The organism is Paenibacillus terrae (assembly GCF_000943545.1).
Lineage (GTDB): Bacteria > Bacillota > Bacilli > Paenibacillales > Paenibacillaceae > Paenibacillus > Paenibacillus terrae_A.
In genome coordinates this window covers 52629-75783 of the sequence record NZ_JTHP01000026.1, presented here as the reverse complement: position 1 = coordinate 75783, position 23155 = coordinate 52629, and the positions used below count along the sequence as shown (strand labels likewise).

General features: G+C 49.0%; 17 protein-coding genes. 1 reads left to right on the top strand and 16 read right to left on the bottom strand.

What is annotated here, in order from left to right; genetic code table 11:
- Positions 1-93: 93 nt before the first annotated feature.
- The gene (locus QD47_RS14235) at positions 94-1617 is read right to left on the bottom strand and encodes a copper amine oxidase N-terminal domain-containing protein (RefSeq protein WP_044646755.1); all 1524 of its coding nucleotides are present in this window, start codon (positions 1615-1617) and stop codon (positions 94-96) included.
- A 102-nt stretch (positions 1618-1719) separates the two neighbouring features.
- Positions 1720-3384 carry a PucR family transcriptional regulator gene (locus tag QD47_RS14230; RefSeq protein ID WP_044646754.1) on the bottom strand — a complete coding sequence of 555 codons (1665 nt, stop codon included), beginning with the start codon at positions 3382-3384 and terminating at the stop codon, positions 1720-1722.
- Positions 3385-3894: 510 nt separating this feature from the next.
- On the opposite strand from QD47_RS14230, the gene ald reads away from it, so the two are divergent.
- Positions 3895-5025: an alanine dehydrogenase gene (gene ald / locus QD47_RS14225; protein ID WP_044646753.1), complete on the top strand. Its 1131-nt coding sequence runs from the start codon at positions 3895-3897 to the stop codon at positions 5023-5025.
- 88 nt (positions 5026-5113) lie between these two features.
- On the opposite strand, the gene QD47_RS14220 is transcribed toward ald, so the two are convergent.
- The 14 genes from QD47_RS14220 to QD47_RS14160 form a co-directional block, all read right to left on the bottom strand.
- Positions 5114-5662 (bottom strand): mismatch-specific DNA-glycosylase, encoded by a 549-nt coding sequence (locus tag QD47_RS14220; RefSeq protein WP_044646752.1) that lies wholly within the window; start codon positions 5660-5662, stop codon positions 5114-5116.
- Between the two features lie 12 nt (positions 5663-5674).
- Entirely contained in the window at positions 5675-6538 is an 864-nt protein-coding gene (locus QD47_RS14215) for an aldo/keto reductase (RefSeq protein ID WP_044646751.1), read from the bottom strand.
- Positions 6539-6595: 57 nt separating this feature from the next.
- Positions 6596-7915 (bottom strand): WD40/YVTN/BNR-like repeat-containing protein, encoded by a 1320-nt coding sequence (locus QD47_RS14210; RefSeq protein WP_044646750.1) that lies wholly within the window; start codon positions 7913-7915, stop codon positions 6596-6598.
- Between the two features lie 141 nt (positions 7916-8056).
- On the bottom strand, positions 8057-9511 hold the full coding sequence (locus QD47_RS14205) for a PstS family phosphate ABC transporter substrate-binding protein (RefSeq protein WP_044646749.1): 1455 nt from the start codon (positions 9509-9511) through the stop codon (positions 8057-8059).
- A gap of 244 nt (positions 9512-9755) precedes the next feature.
- Complete coding sequence (locus tag QD47_RS14200; RefSeq protein ID WP_235332268.1) at positions 9756-10160, bottom strand: hypothetical protein; 405 nt, start codon at positions 10158-10160, stop codon at positions 9756-9758.
- A gap of 214 nt (positions 10161-10374) precedes the next feature.
- Positions 10375-12471, bottom strand: a complete 2097-nt coding sequence (locus QD47_RS14195; protein WP_044646748.1) for an ABC transporter permease subunit — start codon at positions 12469-12471, stop codon at positions 10375-10377.
- Positions 12446-13348, bottom strand: a complete 903-nt coding sequence (locus QD47_RS14190; RefSeq protein WP_044646747.1) for an ABC transporter ATP-binding protein — start codon at positions 13346-13348, stop codon at positions 12446-12448. Before QD47_RS14190 ends, QD47_RS14195 begins: the two co-directional genes overlap by 26 nt.
- Entirely contained in the window at positions 13341-13730 is a 390-nt protein-coding gene (locus QD47_RS14185) for a GntR family transcriptional regulator (protein ID WP_044646746.1), read from the bottom strand. Before QD47_RS14185 ends, QD47_RS14190 begins: the two co-directional genes overlap by 8 nt.
- Positions 13731-13957: 227 nt before the next feature.
- Positions 13958-16633, bottom strand: coding sequence for a PAS domain S-box protein (locus tag QD47_RS14180; RefSeq protein ID WP_044646745.1), 2676 nt, complete (start codon positions 16631-16633; stop codon positions 13958-13960).
- Positions 16634-16727: 94 nt separating this feature from the next.
- Positions 16728-17663, bottom strand: coding sequence for a nucleoside hydrolase (locus tag QD47_RS14175; protein ID WP_044646759.1), 936 nt, complete (start codon positions 17661-17663; stop codon positions 16728-16730).
- A 173-nt stretch (positions 17664-17836) separates the two neighbouring features.
- Positions 17837-20002, bottom strand: coding sequence for a glycoside hydrolase family 6 protein (locus tag QD47_RS14170; RefSeq protein ID WP_044646744.1), 2166 nt, complete (start codon positions 20000-20002; stop codon positions 17837-17839).
- Between the two features lie 602 nt (positions 20003-20604).
- Complete coding sequence (melA, locus tag QD47_RS14165) at positions 20605-22104, bottom strand: alpha-glucosidase/alpha-galactosidase (protein ID WP_044646743.1); 1500 nt, start codon at positions 22102-22104, stop codon at positions 20605-20607.
- A gap of 5 nt (positions 22105-22109) precedes the next feature.
- Positions 22110-22235 carry a hypothetical protein gene (locus QD47_RS33735; RefSeq protein WP_268794247.1) on the bottom strand — a complete coding sequence of 42 codons (126 nt, stop codon included), beginning with the start codon at positions 22233-22235 and terminating at the stop codon, positions 22110-22112.
- Positions 22232-23143 (bottom strand): AraC family transcriptional regulator, encoded by a 912-nt coding sequence (locus tag QD47_RS14160; RefSeq protein ID WP_044646742.1) that lies wholly within the window; start codon positions 23141-23143, stop codon positions 22232-22234. Before QD47_RS14160 ends, QD47_RS33735 begins: the two co-directional genes overlap by 4 nt.
- Positions 23144-23155 lie beyond the last annotated feature (12 nt).

The window sequence follows — 23155 nt, the reverse complement described above, 5'->3', positions numbered from 1 at the left end:
GAACCGACCCTTGAACGGGCCGGTTCCTGTGTTTATACCTGCATATTCCATGCACCAGCGGTGCAGTTGGACACAGATATGTGGAATGTCTTTTTAGTCACGTTTCAATACATACTCACCATTACTGTTACGGGTTACTGTGGCACCAAGCGCTTCGGCAACCGATTTGAAAGGAACATACAACGTACCATATTCATCCGTATATGGAGCTTGTGGCAGCGTTAATGTGCTTCCTTCCAGTACAGCCTGTTTGGATCCGCTTTTTAGCTTGATGGTCTTACCTGTAATATCATCTACAACTGTAATTTGCTTGGCAGCTGCATCCCATTTTAATTCGGAACCCAGTTCGTACGTCAGCTCACGCAGTGGAATGAAGGCCGTACCTTTACGATTCACCAGCACATAGTAATCGTCTTTAGGATCGAAAGTGGTTTCAACTTTTGTAATTTCCAGATCATTTTTTAAAATATTGTAGATCGGAGAGTTCGCATCAAAATTGCGAAGTGTCGCTCCCGGTGTTAATTCAGCTTGTTTATTCAGGTCAATCACACCATTGGAGATATCTACCTTGTCGGCTGTTACACTACCATTCACATTCCAGGATTGAGTTTCCGTAACAATCGAGAAGGACTTCACTGGAAGACTATCTACTTCTGGCAAAGCAACCGTCAGGTCTGACACTGATTTGCGAACATTTCCTTTTTCATCAAAATACATATCGGTTTTCAGAACCGTATTGGAACTCAGAACCGTTTTAATTTCAGGAGACTGTGCATATAAAGTGCTTACGCCTACATCATATTGAGCAACGGCCAGATCCAAATACTTTTTAACCTCGGTATAAGCCTCATTGACCAGTTTTTCCTTGTTCGTGTTCAGTTCGCTTGTGACTTGATCAGCACCATCAACATTCATGCTGGAAGCGATATTTTTAGTGAAATCAATCGCTTGCCCGATCAGTTCCTTCAAGCCAGCCTCGTCCTTCGCCAAATTGGTCAGGAACGGTTTCACCAATGTGACCAGCTCATCGCCACGAAGTTCGGCATGCAAACGAGTCAGCTTCACTTTGTCCTTCTCACCATAAACTTCCTCGGTTACAGACGTTGCAGAGATGGTCGAAGGGTTAGGAGCATGCTTGAGTACAAGTGCTGCGGCTGTTTTCGTCAGATCTCTTACATCCTTGGAGTATACATAAGGATCAAATCCGGCAGGCAGACCACTCAAACTCTCCTGCGAGTTCAAAGATATGTAATAAGGTTTTTTGGCACCTTCCAGTTGAATAGCCACACCTTGGCGGTCCAAAGCAATTTCAAACGGCAAATTATACTTGTCGATGTGCAATGTACCCTTGGCGGAAGCGAGTTCCTCCGATTGTACCTTGGCCTCATCCACTGTTACGGAAATAGAATTGATTAAATCAACAATTTCCTGATCTCCTTGTGTAATGCCTGCTTTTGGAGTCAATTTAAGAGATATCTTCTCCGTTGACTGCTGGGATTTCACATCAAGTGTGCCCAAAAGATTTTTACTTACATCAAATCCGCCTACTGCCTGGCAACCCGTCAAAGCTACCATTAGCAGAATAAGAGGGACGGCAATCCATTTTTTTATATTCATATTAATCCCCTTTCAAAGATATTTCCGTTATCTCTTCTATTATCTCAGTGTTGACACGCATTGTAAATGAGTAGATTGGAAAATAGAAGTAGTCATTTAGGATCATTTTTCGGCCTGTAGCATCCGGTGAGCCAGCAATGCCATCTCCAGACAACGACGTTTATCCGGGTCTGCCAGATTTCCTCCTATGATCTCGTTAATTTTGTCCAGCCGATTGTAGAGAGTTTGCCTGTGAATGTACAGGATTCCGGCAGTATCGCGCTTGGAGCCATAGCATCGAAAATAAGCATCCAGCGTATCCAGAAGCTGCATATGGTGCTCACGGTCATGCGCAATCAGCCCGCCCAGATGATCCTGTACAAACTCTTGTAAAAAAGGAGTGCGGGGCACAGCTTTCAACAACTGATAGATTCCGATGCTGTCGTAAAAAAATCGATCTCTCATGGCCGGAACGCTTCGCGCCACTTCAATAACCTGATAAGCCTCTTCAAAACTACGGCCTGCTCCGGTCATCCGGTACCTCACTTTGCCGAAACCTGCATGAATGCGCACCTTGTCAAGCTGCCCAGCAGCATAGTTCTGAATATATTGCACGGTATGGGCAAGCACTTTCTTCATTTGTGCCGCGGAACGCAGAGTCAATTCCTCCTTGGCGCAAAGAATGTAGCACTGGTTACCCTTCATCATGAGCAGATTGTGCAGCGTCTCCTTTTTCAGCAAAGAACGGAGCAATACCAATATATCCTGGTTAATGGACTCCTTGCGCACCTGACTGGCTTCCTTATCTTGATGCTCCACCTCAATAACCCCGGCCCAAAATAAATACTGTCCCTTGGACAGCAGACGCAGCCCCATCCGGGTCTGAGCCTGTTCCTCGCTGGGAAGCTGTCCGTTCAGCACATCCTGAATCAGTTCATTCTGGTTGCGTAGCAAGCGGTCTTCGAGGAACTGGGTTCTCAGCACCAGCGTAGCGGCTGCCTTGGCTGTGTAGTCAAGCAGCAGTGACAGTTCTTCCGTCGGCGTTTCGCCATGCAGCACCAAACCTACTGCGGAAAACACCTGCCCGAAGCAGACAACCGGCTGAAACAAGACGGCGGTGGATTCATTGAGATGAAACAGTAAGTGACCCTCCCGGTCAGACGTCATGCTGGATTCCACCTCATTGGCATAGAAATTCGCAATGCGGTCAGCCACATCAGGCTGGATAGAAGGCACGAACCGATTGGTATCAATGGAAGACATGTAGATGACCTGTCGGGCGGCATAATCATGAAGTACCCGTAAAAGGGCACTCATATCCGTGCTGCGCAGCGTCTCCTGCTGAAGCTGGCGCGAGAAGCGCTCCAGATCTTTCAGCAGTTCGTGGTGGCGGTTAATAAGCAGGGAATGAATATCTTGCGTGATTTCAACAAAGCGTACCGGCTGTTCAAATACGATGACCGGAAAATGATGCCGTTCCGCCAGCTCCAGGATTTCCGGCGGAATCTCATGGATGCTCGTACCCAGCTCCACGCACAGTCCTGCGGCTTCGGAACGGATCAGCTGCTCCATATACTCAGCGCGTTCCTCCCCTTCCCGGGTCAGCCACAGGCCAGTCGTCAAAATCAGGTCATGACGGCTCACAAAGGGGGTAACGTTTGTGATTTCCAGCACATGGACCCAGCCGACCCGGTGACTCGTGCCCTGCTCCCCGGCTGCCAGCTTGGCCCGCCGGAATACCGGACGTTCCAGCACATCCGCAATGGTAAAGGTTTTTTTACCGTTCATCGGAATTCTCCTTATGTATATGTCTTTATGTCATTTTATATGACACCTATTCATCAAAAAGTCGAGCCTTGAAGTCAGATAATCCGACAAAATGTATGATGTCAAGGAGCTTTTCCACTTGTAAACTGTACCTAATCTAACATGAATTGCATTTGTCGGCTTGAGTCCATTTAACTAATTGGCAGGCTGCACAAAAAGGATAATGCAATTTTTGAATCCGTTTGGTGCAGCAACACAGAAACACAGCAGCGTAGCTGCCCTGAAGAACAATTATTTGCCAGTGGATTCATGATTAACGAATACTAACACAGCAGCGTAGCTGCCCTGAAGAACAATTATTTGCCGTTGGATTCATGATCAACGAATACTAACACAGCAGCGTAGCTGCCCTGAAGAACAATTATTTGCCGTTGGATTCATGATCAACGAATACTAACACAGCAGCGTAGCTGCCCTGAAGAACAATTATTTGCCGTTGGATAACAATTATTTTCAGGAGAGGTGACCTAAGTGAAAATTGGAATTCCGAAAGAGATTAAAAACAATGAAAATCGTGTCTCCTTGACACCTGCTGGTGCAGCTCAAATGATCCAGCACGGACATCACGTGTTTGTGGAAAGTCATGCAGGGGTTGAAAGTGGCTTTACAGATGGAGATTATGCCACGGCGGGTGCAACGATTGTGCAGCATGCAGCGGATGTGTGGTCTCAGGCGGATCTGATTATCAAGGTGAAGGAGCCGTTGTCCACAGAATACGGATATTTTCGACAAGGATTGATTTTGTTCACCTATCTCCATCTGGCTGCCGAGCCTTCGCTGGCACGGGCTCTGATGGAAAACGGCGTAACTGCCATCTCCTATGAAACCATAGATGTCGGGGGAAGCCTTCCGTTGCTTACCCCGATGAGCGAGGTCGCAGGTCGAATGGCTGTGCAAATCGGGGCACAGCTGCTGGAAAAACCGAAGGGCGGCAAAGGCATTCTGCTGGCAGGCGTGCCGGGAGTCAAGCGCGGCAAAGTGACCATTATTGGCGGCGGGGTCGTCGGCACGAACGCTGCGAAGGTCGCCATCGGCCTCGGCGCGGATGTGACGCTGATCGACCTGAGCCTGCATCGGCTGCGCCAGCTGGACGATATTTTCGGCAATCAGCTCCATACGCTGGTGTCCACACCGTCCAACATTGCCGAAGCCGTAGCGCAGAGCGATTTGCTGATCGGTGCTGTCCTGATCACTGGAGCCAAAGCCCCACGTCTCGTAACCGAGGCCATGGTGCAGACGATGCAGCCCGGCTCCGTGATCGTGGATGTCGCCATCGACCAGGGGGGGATTGTCGAGACGATTGACCACATCACGACACACGATCAGCCGACCTATGTGAAGCATGGCGTCATTCACTATGCCGTAGCGAACATGCCGGGCGCAGTGCCGCAAACCTCGACGCTTGCTTTGACGAATGCGACGCTTCCCTTCGCCCTCCAGCTTGCAGATCAGGGAGTTCAGGAAGCCCTTCGCAGAAGCAAGCCATTGCTCAGCGGCACGAATGTCCTGAACGGTCATATCACCTACGAGGCGGTAGCCCGTGATCTGGGCTACCCTTACGTTCCGGTGGATCAGGCGTGGCAGACAAAAGCCTTAAAATAGAGTCGTGGTAGCTCAAAGAACCACACGTTCTTCCCCTCGGGGCATGACCGTGTGGTTCTTTTTCTTCTAGCTGAATCCTCGCTGCATATCAGACGATTTCTGCTGTCAGAAACGTCTGGAGACGAAGATAAATATCTGTGATCTCTTCCAGTGACATGCGAACCAATCCGCTGGACGAAGGGGCTACAAACTCATGCATCTCGGGAATCAGCGGCTCGGGCTGGAATCCCCAATCTGCTTTGGATTTTTTACTGTATTCGGTATATACACCTTTGCCAACAAAGCAGGCAATCTTGGGACGGTATTCCTTTAGCTTGGCATACAGCTTCAGACGTCCTTCGGCGTATTCCTCGCGGGCAATGTCCTCCACTCCCCTCGTGGGCCGGGAAACAATGTTCGTAAAACCATAGCCAAGCTTGAGCAGTTCCCCATCCTCCGATGGATCATACAGGCGAGGGGTCAAACCCGCTCCCTCCAGTATGCGCCAAAAGCGGTTGCGCGGGTTCGCATAATGATGCCCCACTTCTCCTGACTTCAAGCTGGGATTGAAGCCGATGAATACGACAGATAATCCGTAATCCAAATGATCATCTACCTCATGCAGCTCTGTCTTGGTTCCTGTTTCTCTCTCTTCCATGGTGCCCCTCCCTCAAACGATATCCAGTGGCTGCTTCTGCGTAGGCGGCGGAAAAGCTTCATCTATTTGTTGCAGTTGTTCGGGAGTGAGTCGGATATTCGCTGCCGCTGCATTTTCCCGTACATGTGATTCCTGCACCGCCTTCGGGATTGCCCAGATATCGCCATCTCGTATGACCCATGCGAGTGCAATCTGGGATGGCGTTACCCGGTGACTGGCAGCGATGTCCTCCATGACGGGATGTTCCAACAGCCCCCGCCGTAGACGTCCGCCTTGTGCAATCGGGCAATACGCCATCACAGGCACACCATGTGTACGGCTCCAGGGAAGCAGATCATATTCAATCCCCCGCGAAGCCGCATGATATAGCACTTGGTTAACCGCGCAGGTATCGCCTCCAGTCAGGCTCCAAAGCTCCTCCATGTCGGATGTGTCCAGATTGGACACGCCCCATTTGCGGATTTTGCCCTGCTCCCGCAGTTTTTCCATGCCTTGTATCGTCTCTTCCAGCGGGATATTCCCTCGCCAATGCAACAAATACATGTCCATGTACTCCGTTCCCAGGCGGGTCAGGCTCGCTTCGCACGCTTGAGCCAGCCCTTGGCGGTCTGCATGATGAGGGTAAGCTTTGCTGACGAGATACACCTCGTCCCGACGGCCCCGAATGGCCTCCCCGACGATCTCTTCTGCACCGCCCTCAGCATACATTTCAGCCGTATCGACCAACGTCATGCCCAGATCCAAGCCAAGTTGAAGCGCGCGCACTTCCTCTTGCCGAAGAGAAGCTTTTTCACCCATATGCCATGTACCCTGTCCGATCAGTGGCACCTCACGGCCGTCAGCCCATGTGATTACACTTTTCTTCTGTTGGCCCATGCGTTCTCCCTCCTTACTATATTTACTCAGAACTTATCTGCTAAGGACTACATCTGCTCAGGAACCTGATGCCGCAGGCTTGTCAAAGACATGACTCTGGGTCCAATGCTGTCCACCATCCGAGGTGGTATACATAACCGGAGCCTTCTCTGAATCCGAGAAAATAGCCCAGCCCTCCTTGGCATTGGCCATTCCGATTTGCTGGCTACCATAGCCATCAAAGCTTTGCTTGCCATTGTTCCACATCTTGCCTCCGTCATTCGTCCAGCCAATGGTATTGGGCTTGTCGCACGGTGCGCAGTAGCCGCCCATCAACGCGGTACTGCTGTTTACCGCATAGAGCATCCCCGGTGCCGCCCCTTCGTTCTTGGGAACCTGATGGTCTTGCTGGCTAATGCCGGGCGCCGGACCGCCGCCAGCGGTGGCATTTGACAGCACAGCACGCCAGCTTTGGCCACTATCGGCGGTATGCCAAAGCGAATATGAGGTCTGATTCATGCCCGTATCCCCGACCAGCTCAATCCATGCGTTTCCGCGTTCTACCGAACGAATGATTACACCGTTCAGAGGGGCTTCGGTTGTCCGGGACAAAGCGGTGGTCCACTTCTGGCCGCCATTCGTTGTGTGTAAGATACCGAACGAGCCCTCTTTGCTTTGCGTTACCGCCCAACCGTTTTGCTGATCATGATAGTATGGTTGTCCAACGGTGTGATCAGGTACGGGAAGCGCGGACCAGGTTTGACCGCCGTCCTTCGTATATTGGTTTCCGGTGAATCCTTCCTTGGACGATACAAAGTGCAAAAAGCCCGCTTGTCCTTGCTTCGGCACTGTCCCGATACTTTCCCAGCGCTTGCCTCCATCCTGAGTCGCCAGCAGCGAGCCGCTGTCTGCCATGACGGCCCATGCCTGCTGCCCATTCAAGGCAAAAATTTGCTGCACTGTTCCTTGACCCTGATATTGCACATCCCATGCCGCTCCGGCTGAACCGGATGTGCCTGTGTCTGTCCGGGCAATCCATCCCTTCCCGCCGATCCATCCGGATTTGCCGTCGATCAGGCGCAGCGCGGTAACATCGTCCATGCGAACCTTCGCCGCATTCGCATCTGTGGATGCTTGTCCACCTGCCCCTGATGCAACGCCTGTACCGCCAGTTGTGCCATTTTTCCCGTCAGAAGCGGTCTGCTGTCCAGGTGTATTTACAGCGGTTCCCGAAGCACCCGGTTGCGCGGAAGCAGAACCCTTTTTCCCATCCTGAACGGTTTGACCGTTCTGCTCTTGCTGTCCGGTTTGTCCTGCTTGTGTTGCACCTGCTCCACAACCTGCTGTCATGATGGATACGGCGAGCAAAAGCGCCCATGCCGGTAATTTTTTCTTCATTTTCGTTCATCCCCTTACTGTGTTAGTACAATGCTGCTTGGGTATGTAACCGCAGCAAGGTATATCCTATGTATTACCCTGCTGTCTTCGTTTCACTCTTGACGGATGGAAACCCAAAATCGACTGTATGGAAAACCTCGTCTATGGATTTACAGGAATAAAACCGCCTTGTTCAATGATCCGTTTGCCATCTTCGCTTTGCAGCCACTGGAGCAGCCGTTGAACCGAAGGGCTGGACTTCTCTCCTTCCCGTGTGACCACGAACAATTGAGCGGTGAACGGATACTGTTGCGAACGGATATGCTCCTTGTTTGGCACTACTCCGTCAATGGACAAAAATTTAACTTCTTGCCGCTTATGCATCACATTGGCAAAATAATAAAACGAATACCCGAGCGCATTGTGATCCTTGTTATAATCGGCAACTGCATTAATCATACCACCCATGATGCCAATCGTGCGCTCCCGGGGCGGCTCGGCCATCTCATGGTCTGCCATCACTTTCTTTTGCATATAGGTCTGACTTCCCGAATTTTCTTCCCGCTGATAGGCTACAATCGGCTGGTCCTTGCCTCCCACTTCACTCCAATTATGAATGGAGCCTTCATAAATGCGACGAATCTGCTTTGAGGACAGATTATGAACCGGATTATCAAAATGAACGAGAAAAATAAACGCATCCCGCCCAATTGGAGTAAGCTTCATTTTCACTCCCTGACTTTTCGCAAGTTGCAGCTCCCCATCGGATGGTCCGGCCACCAGAATGAGATCCGCTTTCTTGTCGATCAGATTTACATACGCCTGATGCGTTGTGTTGAATCTCAATTCGTGCGCCGCGCGCGCCTTGCTCATTCCGGTCAGCTCATGCAGCATATCCTGTGCGAACGGAATCGCCGCTGTAGCCCCATCGACCACTGGAAAATCCCGTTCTGCGATCAACGGACGCTGAGGCAGCATCAGTGCAATGGTCAGCACAATAACGAGCGCGGCAGACATGGCGGCAACGACCCATTGCCATCTACGATCTACCTTTCCGTTCTTTCCTGCCACCGCCGGATAACGATCCACCCCAACACCCACTACCATTCCGGCGATCGGCAGCAGTGCAGTCAGCAGAAACCAGATTTCACCATGCTGTGTATACGGCTCCAATACCTCCAGCACAGGCTCCGCCCACGCGTGATAGATTGAAAACAACTGCCACGAGCTGCCCCACACTTCGGCTGGTTGACCACCAGAGCCTTGTAACCCCACAATCCATAAACTCAGGCCACTTAATAATGATAACAGCCCGGTCAGCATGAGCGGAAGCTTGCGCAGACTGGAAGTACGCGCACTCCAGACACCGTAAGCCGCAAAAATCAGACCGATGATCCAGGCGTATAATATCATCATCACAATGACCGCAGTATCGGACACACCTTCGCGTCTCAGCAAAAGCTGAACGTTAGATGCCACAATCATACTCCAAAATACATTAAACATGACTGAAAACAACCCAAACATAAATGTACCGCCCAGCCACGGCCAAAACCATGCTAGCCGCATGGAGGCGCCTGTTTCCGGCTCGGTTATAATTCCCTTTGGATCAGACATGTACATCCCCCTATACTTTTCAAATGAAATGACCCTTTATGCCACTGCTTTTTCATTGTACAATTATGGTAAAGATTAGTATACGAGGAGATGGTAAAAATGTCCTTACGGTATTTCACTGCCAACCGCCGCGTGGCTTTTGATTTTGTTTTTACCATAAAGGAGTACACCCAAAAAGGACAAAAAGAAGCCTTCTTTAGAGGAAGGCCTTCTCGGTATTATTCGGTATTATAATGTGACAATTCTATACTGCTCTAGCATGGATCAAAAAACGGTGCTGTTTCACGTCCCAATACCCATCACGTTGAATGTCCAGATGTAGGCCATACAGCTGTTCTATATATCTCTCTGGTTGAAAATCAGCAATCTGCCATTCAATCGCCTTTAAGTAGTAGACAAGCGCTCCAATATCGTAAAACCGCTGTATCGGAAACTGTTCCCGCTGCTCCACGATTTCGAAGCCGTTGCTTTTCAGACCGGTAATCGCTTGAGAAAGGGACCAGTCCGCATACTCGCTATAAGGCGCTTCCAAACGGTCGTTAATGCCCACACAATCCAGGCCCCCCACCTGTTGGGTCAAGAACGTACCTCCCGGACGCAAAATACGCCGCACTTCCGCTGGAGAAAATGCCTCATGCTTGTTCAACACGAGATCGAACCCATTATCGTCAAATGGAAGTGAATGTGCTCCAACAACTGTATAAACTCACGATCTTCTGTATATTTCATATCGTGCTGCTCCTTCCTGAATTGGGCTGACATTATTATCGAACTCTGCTCTCTTTATGTTCTGCGCTCTATCTCTCTACGCCTCTACGTCTGCCCAAATCAGGGGGAGCCCTTGCCTGCCATTCTGTGCTGTTTTAAGGAGCTGCTGGTAGAGCCTTCGCAAGCTCAGGTGTCATGTCTTTTGGATTTAATAAATAATAGCCTGTGTGAGCATTTAAACCATATAAAGGTTTGATTTTGATCTGTATCAGATAAGTGCCTTTCTCCATATCCGGAGTATAGTTATAGGATCTGCGGTTTTCCAAAATAGCTTTCCAAAGCTTCATATCTTCAATGACGATTGCTTTATGCTTCTGCTGTATATCTCTGAATAAATTGACGTCTTCGATATACTGACCAGATTGATAAGGTTTCATCTCCTGAGAAACAATTGGAACAGCACGCACAGAAAGTATATCCTTCGACGTGACAATTACCTTGTCGGCATATCCCTTCTGTTTCAGCCAACCTTCCAGTTTGTGAAAGGATAAACGCCAGTTAAATGCAATATTACGAGCCCATTCCGGCTCATATTTGGAAATAGAGGAAGCCTTATGCAGAATCTCGATATTCCCCAGCGGATAACTTCCAGACTGCATTTCGCTATAGCTCATATCCAAAATTTCTTCTTTCAGCACAGCTTCAAATTCGCGAATTTCTTTCGGATCGGTCAGTATCACCCTCCGTTCCTCATCATCCCCTGATTTAATGCTGATCGTTTCGGCTGCACCATATAGCTTATCCAACGAGTATGCTACTGTTTTGTACGGCTCAGACATCATGACCTTTGCCAGTTCTGCCCGGAAAGGCTGCTCGGGAAATGTATAGCTTCGGGTCATAATTGAACCATCGTCAAGATGATAGGCAATGGCTATCATTTGAAGAGGTTCATCTTTGGTCATAGGCGTCTGTCCTGATGAATGTGCCCGCACGAGTTCACGCTGTAAATTCAGCACAGAAGCGATATAAGCTTTATCTTGCGAAAAATAAAGATCTTTTCGTGTAATGCCCCCATCCAAATACAAACTTGGTCCGGCATAAACTTGCTCCACTGAATGCGCAGTTGGAATTCGATCTTCGTAACCTACCCAACTTGAAGTCGGAATGTACATTGCCAGACCTAACACTGCGGTGTAAGCGACCAATTCCAGCAAAGCACGTACACGTACAATTTGCCACGTCTTGCGAATCACCATCTCCACAGCGATATAGCCCAAAATAGCTCCAAGTATATAGCCGAAGATAGACCAGTCTTTACCTTGTCCGCCTACGCCATTAAAATAGTCCCCTACTAGCAGCATAGCGCACAGCATCACACCTGCTTTAAATAAGGGCTGGAAGAAGGTAAATGCCATTGCTTGCGTTGCCTTCTCTACCAGCCGTTTGCGATACAACACATAGCTCAAGATCACAAACAGCAGAGAAACACCAATATAAACAAGCAGTTCAATATATGAAAATGGAGTTCTCAGCAATTCCGTAAAGCGAACAAACGGCGATAAAGAATGCCAAATATTATTGTTACTACGTAACTCCATGCCATCACTATAACGAACTATTGTTCCACTGGCCTGATAGTAACCGTACAAATGATGCCCCAGAAAGCGACTAATCATGGATGACAGAAAGAAGGGGAGCACCATCAAAACGTACACTACAGCAATTTGCAGCAGCGATTGCCCTACGCAAATACCTACAAACACAGTAAAGGCGAAAAGAAAAATGCTAATGACCGAGACGACCAATGCCCATGATCCAACATCATTCATGTGAAAAATATAAGGCAGATCATTCGTGGCGTTAACCCAAGCCGTCACTCCCGCCGTGAGCCACACGGGTACGAGCAAGAGGATAAGACCACTGATCAAATGTGCCGTTAGCAGATGTTCCCTGCGTAATGGCAGACTGTGATACAAATCAGATGGCCCCTGCCGCTGAATAAAACGAGTCAACATCACACCTGTCAACACTGGTACGGTCAATAAAATCATATTTTGCAAATCATTACCTGAGTTTGCACTATCGAACAAGCTTCTCAAAACCTCGTGCACCCGTTCGCGTCCGATACTCATAAATAACGGCAGCGGCACTGTAAACAATAATCCCGCCAAGTACAACAGACCGATCCAGCCATGCTGTCTCAGGCTTTGGCGAATCACGCCGCCGCTACAGAAGAATCGGTTGGATGTCATAACCTGCGTCCTCCATTTCATAAATGAAAATTTCCTCCAGCGTCAACGGCAGCAAATCGAACACATGCGGCTCATACGCCTGAATCGTCTCTGTAATCTGCTCTCGTTCCCCCCGGATAATAAGCAGCAGAACACTGCCTCTGCGCTCCTTATGTACAACCGGAAGTTGTCCACAGACGGCTTCCTCATGCGTGCGGTCACGAAAGGCAACCTGCACCTTATGCGTATCGGACTTGAGGTCGTCAACCTCTTTTTCCAACAACATACGTCCCTGATGCATAATGCCGACATGATCACACATGTCTTCAATTTCACGCAAATTATGGGATGAAATCACGACGGTCATCTCACGTGCGGCGGTTTCCTGGAACAGCAAATTTTTGACCATCCGCCGCATCACAGGGTCCAGTCCGTCGATCGGCTCATCCAGAATCAGCAGCTCTGGCATGCAGCTCAAGGCAAGCAAAAAAGCGGCCTGACGCTTCATCCCCTTGGAAAAACGGTGAAGTTTACGCTTCGGGTCAAGCTTGAAAATGTCGGTAAGCTGTATGTAACGTTCCTCACTCCAGCTCGGATAAATGGAGCGGTAAAACCGGGCCATCTGGCGAATCGTCGCTTGCGGGAAAAAATAAGGGGTATCCGGCATAAACAGAATGCGCTGCTTGACTTCTGGCTGCTCATACACCGGCTGTCCATCGATTAGCACCTTGCCAGTATCCGGTCTGTAAATCCCGGCGATGATTTTGAGCAGCGTCGTTTTACCTGCTCCGTTAGAGCCCAAAAGTCCAAAAATAGAGCCTTTCTTCACCGTAAGGGCGAGCTGATCGACAGCCTTTTCTTCAGTAAATGTTTTTGTGACTTCCCTTAATTCAATCAAGGGACATCCCCCTTTCCTTCAATTGCGTAGCTTCCACGTATAAGGCGTCCACTTCCTGCTGCGTAAAACCGAAATGGACAGCTTCGATCATCTGCTTCAACAGCGCCGCCCGAATCTCATCCCGCTTCATTTGCTGCGGCTGATGCTCGGCAGGGGTGACAAAGCTGCCCTTGCCTTGGACGGAATAGATGTATCCTTCGCGTTCCAGCTCTCGATACGCCTTCTGAATCGTATTGGGATTCACCGTAAGCTGAGCGGATAAAACCCGTACAGAAGGCAATTGCTCATCCGGCTGAAGAGATCCGTATACAATCATTTCCTTTACCTTGTCTATTAACTGTTCGTAGATCGGCTTACGACTGCGGATATCCAGCTCGAACATAGACTTCCTCCTTTCAAGACTTGATCAGATTCATCTGCATCCTTTAAACTGTTCTAACTGTACTATTATTAATAATACAGTTAGAACAGTTTGTCAATCATTTCTTTGGTTATTTATTACAGAAAAAAAAGACCAACTCAGAAAGCTGGTCTTGAAATCATCGTTAACATTCCACATGAACATAAAAATAGCCGTGATGCGTTAAGCACCACGACTGGCTATTTCTTTTAGCATTCCGTCGATTCGTAAGGCTCGTCACGGCTAATATTCGCAAGCACTTCCCCTTCTGGCAGCATAAGATCTAGCTGAAACCGGAACGTAGCTCCTCTGGCCTCGTCACTATCCACATCAATGGAGCCGCCCATCAGACTGACCAGGTTTTTGCAGATGGACAGCCCCAAGCCTGTTCCTCCATATTTCCGGTTCAGTGCCGGATGAAGCTGGGAAAAGGGCTGAAACAATAGATGCTGGCGATCTGCGGGAATACCGATGCCAGTATCGGTTACACTGAACTCAATCAAGCATTTCTTTTTACGGCTGCTGTAAGCCTTGCTCTCGGCAAAGATGTTTACACGCCCTCGCTCCGTAAATTTGATTGCATTGCTCACCAAATTCACCAGCACCTGCCGAATACGCACATGGTCACCGACAAGGACCCCCGGCAATTCCTGATCCACGTGCCACTCCAGCTCAATGTCTTTTTCCATAGCCTGCTTGAGAAATAGGTCCGCCACACTGCCCATCATATCCTCAAGTTCAAAAGGTTCGTGCAGCAGCGACATTTTGCCAGCCTCAATTTTGCTCAAATCCAGTATTTCATTCAATATCTGCATTAAAGCACTACTGCTATTGGTAATAATATCGATATAGCTTCGCTGTTCCTCATCCAATTCAGTGTCCGCGAGCAGTCCAGCCATTCCGATAATTCCGTTCATAGGTGTACGAAGCTCATGACTCATCACAGAAAGAAATTCTGACTTGGCCCGGTCGGCCCGCTCGGCGGATTCCTTGGCCCGGATGATTTCCTTTTCATTCGTTATATCTACAAAAACCATTACGGCCCCTTTACGCTCCCCATTATCCATCAGGGGACTGATCCGATAAGAGACGAGGAAGCTGGACCCGTCTTTTTTCCAAAACACGGCTTCCTCAGCCTGATAAGAAGCGCCACTGCGGATCGCCTGAAGAATGGATGGCTGCTCATCCGGGTAATGGCTGCTTATCTCATCGACATGGCGGATCATATCCGTGCATGTCCCGTTCAGTGAATTTTCGGCCCCCACTCCAAACATGGAAGCCGCCGCCGGATTCATAAAACGGACATGCCCCTCGGTGCTCAAGCCCACAATGCCTTCGGATACGGCGTTCAGAATGAGTGAATGCTCGTTGCTGAGCTTTTCGATTTGGGCGATGTAGCTTTTGAGCGGAGTGACATTTTCAAAGATGCCGTAGCAGCCAACAATTTGCTCATACACAAAAATCGGGATATTGGTTACCTTGATAAACAAGCGCTCCCCATCCTTATGTATGAACTCTGATTCATAGGTTTGCGTTTCTCCCTGCTTGGCCAGCTCCATATGATGCCTGATCTTGTCCTGTTCCTCGAAAGAAGCCATCACAAGAACTCCAGTCCCAAGCAGTTCCTTCCTTGTATAACCAATAAGTTCCTCCAGACTGGGATTCACGCTCAGGATTTGACCTTCCATATTCATGGCGCATATGCCGAGCGGGTTATGCTGAAACAGCGATTTATAACGGTTTTCACTTTCACGAAGGCGTTGCTCCATTTTTTGGTGCTCCGTGACATCCTGTACCATACCGACAATTTGAATCGGCTGTTCTCCGCGCTCGTCCATTTCCGCTTCCCAGGTCGAACGCAGCACTTTCTGTTCACCATTAGGCAGTACAATCCGATAAAAGGTTTCTTTATGAATCCCTTTTAAAATGACGTTCGTAATGATCTCGATCATTCGCTCTTTATCCTCTGGATGAATAGCATCCAGAAAAGAATCAATACTTGTCTCGACCGGCTTTACGCTAAAGCCGAAAATGCTGCGGAATTCCATGGAAAAATGCAAAACGTCGTTAACCAAATCCCAGTCCCATGAACCAAACATCGCCAGTTGCTGGGCTTTTGCAAGATTATCCTCGCTCTTCTGGCGCTCCGTGATGTTGCGGCCGATGGACAGAACTCGCTTGATTTTGCCTTCCTCATCCCGAATGATGCGGTATGACACTTCCAGCCACAAATAATGTCCGTCCTTGTGACGGACACGCCGCTTCATAATGCCTGTTTCCTGGAAGATTCCATGTACGCGCATATAATCGGCATCTTCTGCATGATAAAATTCGAGCCGTTTTTTGCCGAGCATTTCCTGCCTGGTGTAGCCAAGGAGCTTTTCTACCGAAGGAGAAACATATTGAAGGTTGCCGTCCGGCGTGCTGAACGAGATCACATCTGGCGTATTTTCTGTAATCAGCATATACAAGTCCTCATTGTCCGAGAGTACCTGCTGCATGTCTTTTTTCTCTGTGATGTCCATCGCGTAGGCAATCAGATACGTTTGACCCGTAGCCGGGTCATCAAATATCGTTAATTCCAGCGATAACCAGACGGATGTTCCCCGCTGATGTCTTAAACGAAGCTCTGCCTTGTACACTTGATCCGTAGCTTTCAGCCAGCCCGTATAGGCGTCCCGCAACGCTTGTCGATCTTTATCTCCTTTATACAACAAATGATAATATCGGGTTTTCAGCAATTCCTCCTGCTTGTACCCGACCATGTGACAAAGGGCGGGATTGACGTACAGACATTTTCCGTCCCTCGAAAAAATGGCTATCCCTGTCGGGGCATGATTGTACATGTGTTCCAGCAAAGGCAGTCGTTGGGCAGCAGAAAACACAATAAATCTCCTCCTTTGTGGTTTATGAGGGCGCGCCTACATGCATACACAAAATTGCCGATGTAGAGTCATCGGCAATCTTTTGAATTATTTTTTATACCACCCGACTCAGAAAATGACGCAAAAACCGCTCCGCATCCACTTCAAGTGCCACGTCAATACTAGTCTGTGAATGAGCTTGATCCTTGCCCGGTACTTCACGGGTGCGACCAACCTCGGCAGAATCCCCCACTTCGACGACAATGTGCATCGGTCGCGTCTCCACAAAACTGGAATCAATCGCCAGCCCTACGGCCAACGGATCATGCAAAGCACAGCCTGCGATACCGGGTCTAAAATTACGATAGGCTTCCATATAGAAGTCAGTCATATCTGCCATAAAGGTACCCAGCTCGGTCCCTTGCTCACGCCATTTGTCCACTTCATGCTGAGGAAGCAGCGTCTGCATGGTCACATCCAGCCCAACCAGCGTGAGCGGAAAACCCGCTCCTAACACATAGGCTGCGGCTTCAGGATCGGCATATATATTCGCTTCAGCCGTTGGGGTTACATTGCCTTTTACCGTGACTGCACCGCCCATAATGATCAGACGGTCAAGCAAGTGCGGCAGTTCGGGGCAACGATCCAGTGCAATCGCAAGGTTGGTCAGCGGTCCCACCGCTACAAGGGTAAGCTTGCCTTCATAGCGACGAGCCTGTCCGATGATAAAATCGGCCGCATCACCAGATGCTGCCTGTCGGGAAGGCGAACCCTTCACCTGGTTGCCAATGCCGTCTTCACCATGAATATGGCGGGAATACGGCTTGAACAGCTCACGGGCATACGGCTTGTGAGCGCCGGATACGACCGGAGCGTCTGCACCGAGCTTTTCCAACAAGATCAGCGAGTTGCGTGTCGCTTCTTCAACCGAGATGTTGCCAAAGGTAGTTGTGATGCCAAGTAGCTCCAATTCCGGCGAATGGACCGCGTACGCAAGGGCAAGTGCGTCGTCGATACCCGTATCTACATCTAAAATTAACTTTTTGCTCATGATGACCTCCACAATAGAACAGCATTCTTTTTTATTATACACAATTTGAATGCTTATTCTCTTGGTCATGAGGTTCTTTATCTGAACACGATCAAAAAAAGCTACGGCAGTTGTGCCGTAGCTTTTCCTTCGGGGCTCTTCCATTGCTTAAGCGCACATCTTCTGTCCCAATCCTAAGGCTCGATTCCCCACACCAGCTTATCATTATGGAATAATGTTACTTTATTCCATTCTGTATAAGAGGTTTTGGTAGGATCGAAGGAGTAATCATTGGATTCGTCCAGGTTAGACCAGTCGCTGTTGTTGATGCGGATCTGAATATCACCTGTTTGCGCTCCAGCAGCAAGCGTGCCGGCAGCAGCATTGAAACCAATTTCAATATACTTGTCTGTGAATGTACGCAACACGTTATCATTGCCTACTTGCGCATAGTCTACTGCAGATTGCAGCTCCTGGCTGCCATCTTTCGTGAAATAATACCGGACTTTCAGCTCACTCAGCTTCACTGGTGTTGTACCTTTATTTTTCAGATTTAAGAAAGGCTTGACTGCGTTATTAGCTGGATCGGTGTCCCCGGCCCGATACATTACAACCAGATCACCCGCTGGTTCTGTAGGATCTGTAGGGTCCGTTGGATCTGTCGGTGTACCTTTTGGCTCAGCGCTTACCGCAGTGGAATCCTTGCTTGTTCCTTTCGTATTCGTAGCACTTACAACATAGAAATAAGTTGTTCCGTTGGTCAGCCCCTTATCTGTGTACTCTTTCTCAGTAACAAGAGGTGCAACGGCTGAAAAAGGACCTGCTTCGCTGGTTGCACGTTTTACCGTGTAGCTGTCGGCCCCAGTGGACGCATTCCAGGTCAGCTTCACTTCCGCATTACCCGCTGTCGCCTTTAAGCCCGCTGGTACTGCCGGAGCGGCTGGTGTAGGAGTTGTTCCGCCACCGGATGAAGGGACAATCGCTGGATATGCATTTTGCACAAGCATAACAAACTGATCATGGAACCAAGCTCCTGAAATAGGTGCATTCGGTAAAGCATCTGTTAATGTGCCATCCTTGGTTGTATAGGTAGGATCACAGTATCGGTCAAAGCCTTTACCCTCATCGTTCGGAATGAGCGAGCTGGAACCATCGGAATCACCCGGAGGTTTCGCCCATACATAAGCATCAACATGGGAAGCTGGAGCCGTTTGTGGCGGAGTTCCCATACCTGCTCCGCTGTTATTGCACCAGTTACCACGGTGCGAGCGTTTGTCTACACGGCCTGAGTTCACATAGGAGTTAATATCACTGCCGACAGCGGCAGTCGGACGGTTAGGTCCTCCCCATCCGTTACGGCCCGTATCAATTAACATACCGAGTGAGCTCGGCCAGCCTGCACTCACAAAGTCTCTATGCAATGCCTCTGCGAAATCAGATTCATCGAAATTAGGATTCCATTCGTAGTATTTGGAAGATTTGATCGGCTGTCCGCCGATATTCAGGTTTGGATCAGGCAGATTAGGTTCTGTCAGCGGTGAAGTATTGGCTGTATTCGTGATAAAGCCATCCACACTGGACAGTCCTTTGCTCGTGTCTCTGAAAACATTCGTGAACAACGATACGGTTGCTGTGCGATTGTTATCCCAACCCAGCCAGCCGGAGTGACCGATATCTACATATTTGTAGACATTAGGAATCTCGTTCAGCTTATTAATTGTATACTTGATGCCGGCTTCATAAATTCCTGTAGATTTAGCTTCCGCGCATTTGGGGTCATTCAGATTGGTCACGAGGTTTGGCAAGCTGTCTGGTTCAATAATCGCTACAATGCGGATATCCTGATACTTCGGATTGGCAAAAATAGCAGCAATTTTATCGACATAGTCCTTTTTGTACGTTTCGAGACCCGCTTGGGTCAGCGGCAGCTCACCGTTGGAGGCCAAGGCATGGCAATCCCGTCCGGGCAGATCATATACAATAAACTCTGCCGTAATTGGTGTGTTGCCTTTCTTTTGCGCCAACACTTGATCCAAATGCGCTTCCAGGCCAAGCTTGCCTCCACCGCCGTTAATGGCAGCGATGCGATCAAGCCATACGGCTGTCGGGAATGTTTTGATGGTTTGCATTTTCGCTTTCAGATTGGCATCAGTAATCTTGGCAATCGATGTGTCGACACTAGCCGCATAATCAGGACTAACGTATTTTGTCGCCCCTTGATAAGGATTGTCCACATGGGATTCTGCATGTATTTTATCCGTAAATCCTGCACCTGGTAGAAAGCTGCTTGCGACGAGTGATAGCGCAAAAGCATACTTCATGCCTTTACGAAGCACTTGCTTGGTTTTCAATTGCTTCACCTATCTTTCCGTAAATTTTGTTGAATCTTCCTATAGCGGCACCTGATTGTTACATGATTATGTGTGAGTTACGCCATCTTTCTCCAAAAAAAGCGGCGTTCATAGCTGTCTAAGGTAAGCGCTTTCTATTTTTCCACGCGCTTACTTCCTCCCCTTTTTGTCACCTCCTATGTTAGATTATAGTGAGCTGGAAAACTGCTGTAAATTGAATAAATTAAGGTTTAAATTATTAATTAGGCACATGAATTGCCACAGTACCCGTTTTTGCTATCTCCCCATTTCCAAGGGCCGAGTCCTTCATATGATGAACTATGCCTGCTGTGACAAGCTCTCCCGACCTTCGGGATCGACACCAAAAAAGCGGATTTAGAAAAAAATTAGGGTATTTTCTTTAATTTCCGTCAGCTCAAATCGACAATGATAAACTCCAAACTCCGGTCTATGCCAAATCATTAAATCTATCGACACCAAAAGGGCATTTTCAGGCTCTCATCGCCATGAAAATACCCTATTCATCGTAGTGCAGCCTCACGGCCATTCATCATGCATGTACATGCAGTGAGCGTTCATGCAATTGTACCAAGCTGCCAGGCCTAGCTGGGCTACTCCTTTTCGCGTTCCTTGCCTTTGTCGGATTCGCCCGCGTTTTTGTTGGCCGCCTCCCGATCCAGCTGCATTTCCTCAATCGTCTTGACCTTAAGCCTTGCCGCTCCCTCATACGCACGAGTTGGGATCAGATCGCCCGCAGCTAAACGTTGACGCGCCTCGGCAATTGCCGCTCCGTATTGTGGAAGCCACGCTTCCTGCGCTACCAGCATTTCATCGACCATTTGCCAGATTTCCTTCGGATTACATACCGCACCCACCAGTGGGTCCATCATGAACGCCTGCCGCAACAGCTTGTCGTCCCCATGTACAGCAGCTTCAACCGCCAAACGCTGCACTGAAATGCTAACATTGCAGACAGCCGCAGGGCCGAGCGGCAGTTCACCCACATGAGGCATGGAAATGCCGTTACGATCCACATATCCGGGCGCCTCAATAATCGCATCATCCGGCAGATTGGAAATCACTCCGTTGTTGACGACATTAAAATGCCCCCGGTATACACGTCCTGTTTCCAGTCCTTCGATAATGTAGGAGCCATGCTCCTCACCACGATTCTCTGCCTTGTACTCCAATGGGTCTTCCTTCATCCAGTTTGGGAAATCTGTTTCAAACCAGTTGCGTCCTTCCGTACATACACGCAGATAGCCTCCCGTTTCTCCGTTAATCCAGCTTCCCAGATCAATCCAGTCGAGAATTTCATCCGGACGCTTCCGGTACCAGGGAACATACTCGCTTAGATGGCCGTTCGATTCGGTGCTGTAATAGCCAAAACGGCGAAGCATGTCGATGCGTACCTTTTCGGTGCGGCTATATTCGGGATGCTTTTCAAAAGCCTCCAGCAGTCCAGCTGTCAGATCCTTGCCTTCATGTGACGCCTGAATGTACCACGTCTGGTGATTGATTCCGGCACACACAATGTCCACATCCTGCTTCTCCAAGCCATATACTTCAGCAATTTGGTGATGTCCATGCTGTACACCGTGACACAACCCAATCGTACGTACACCGCTGTACTTGTTGCAGGCCCAGGTAATCATCGCCATCGGGTTCGAGTAGTTCAGCAGCAGCACATCTGGTGCGCTTAGCTCGCGGATATCCTTGCAGATCTCCAGCATTTCCGCAATACCACGCTGCCCGTACATAATACCTCCTGCACACAGCGTATCGCCCACGCATTGATCCACGCCATATTTCAGCGGAATGTCTACATCGGTCGCAAACCCTTCCAGCCCGCCAACCCGGATCGTACAAATTACATATTTGGCATCCTTCAAAGCCACTTTCCGGTCCGTAGAGGACTGTATTTGAATAGACAAACCGTTCTCCCGAATATCCCGCTGGCACAGCTCAGTGACCATATCCAGATTGTGCTGATTAATGTCCGTAAAAGCCACTTCAATCTCGTTAAATTCCGGCACCGTCAACAGATCTCGCAAAATTCCACGGGTAAAACCGATGCTCCCCGCTCCAATAAAAGTCACTTTAAATGACACGGCATTCAACCTCCAGCGTTAGATGTGTAGTATACCGTCATTGTAGCAATTTGCCAGAGGGAAGCGTTATCAAAATCATGACCAGATTCGCGTATAGGTGTCAAAAATCCTAACTTAACTTGCCATCTCATCCCTCTTCATCCTCCGCATAGTTCCACACATGGCGTTCCACGGCAGAGCGGTATTCGACAGGTGTCTTGCCTGTGTGCTTTTTGAAGAGCATATGGAAATATTGCCTGCTGCCCACGCCTACATAATCGGCAATTTCGTGAATGGGAATGTCCGTTTGCTGGAGCAGCATTCGGGCCTTGTCCATCCGTAGCATCGTCAAATAAGCAGTAAGCGTTTGTCCGGTATGTTTTTTGAAAATGCGATGCAAATACCCTGGATGCAGATTCACCGCTGCTGCCATATCCTTCACCAGAATATCCCGGTCATAGTTCAGATGAAGAAATTCGATACATCGTTTAATGTAAACATCCATTTGCTGCGTGTCACTCCGTCCTACTTCCTCACGCAGTCTGGCGATTCGCACGAGCAATTGCATAAACAGCAGCTCAACCATCGCACCGGGATGCTCTTTTCGTTGATCCAGCTCCAGCACAAGACTTTTCAGCGCATAATACACCTCTTCCGGGTCAGACAGCACCAGATACGGGAATGGACGCGACATGAGGGCCGTGACCTCCTGCTCCTCCGCTGCCATTTGTCGGATAGACGGCCCTATCCCCACCCCCTCCGTAAAACCGAACTCTACGTTCAGCATCCGGCACGGTTGATCTCCCTCCACCACCAGCCGGTGGGACACCCCCGCGTCGAGCATAATAAACTCGCCCTTGCGCAGGGTGATGCTCTCTTCCATTTTCCCGCCCGTCTGTACATCCACTCTGCACAAGCCTGAGATCATATACATAATTTCGGTAGAATGATGATCGTGATACGGCATGGTGTAATCGTGCCACTGCTTGTAATAGTAAGCAAAAAAACGGGGAATATAATCCCCGTCACGCAGCCGTGGCTCAAACAGACTTCCGTTCATCCCCGCACCTCC